The organism is Acinetobacter lwoffii (assembly GCF_024129355.1).
Lineage (GTDB): Bacteria > Pseudomonadota > Gammaproteobacteria > Pseudomonadales > Moraxellaceae > Acinetobacter > Acinetobacter lwoffii_I.
In genome coordinates this window covers 1-433 of the sequence record NZ_JAMXXP010000098.1, presented here as the reverse complement: position 1 = coordinate 433, position 433 = coordinate 1, and the positions used below count along the sequence as shown (strand labels likewise).

The 433-nt window shown below is 50.1% G+C and carries 1 protein-coding gene; it reads right to left on the bottom strand.

What is annotated here, in order from left to right:
• A partial coding sequence (locus NI468_RS16155; RefSeq protein WP_253102643.1) for an NAD(P)/FAD-dependent oxidoreductase occupies positions 1-433 on the bottom strand: 433 nt, incomplete at both ends.

Sequence of the window (433 nt, the reverse complement as noted above, 5' to 3'; positions counted from 1 at the left end):
TGGATGCCTTTGACTGTGCCATCGGCATGATACAGAATTTCCGAGGCTGCAAAGCCTGGGAAGATCGACACTTCCAGTTCTTCGGCTTTCTGGCCTAACCAGCGCACCACGTTGCCGAGCGAGATGACATAGTTGCCATCGTTATGCATGGTTTTAGGTACCATCCAGTGTGGTGCTTCCTGTGATTTTTCATCTGACAGCAGGAAGAAGGTTTTATCTTCAGTCACTGGGACATTTAGCGGGGCACCCTGTTCTTTCCAGTCGGGGAACAGCTCGTTCATGGCACGTGGTTCAAGCACAGCACCAGACAGAATATGTGCACCGACTTCGGAGCCTTTTTCTACGACACAAACGGACAAATCGTTTAAGTTGTTTTCAATTGCAAGTTGACGGATTTTGATCGCAGCAGAAAGACCCGCAGGGCCTGCGCCTA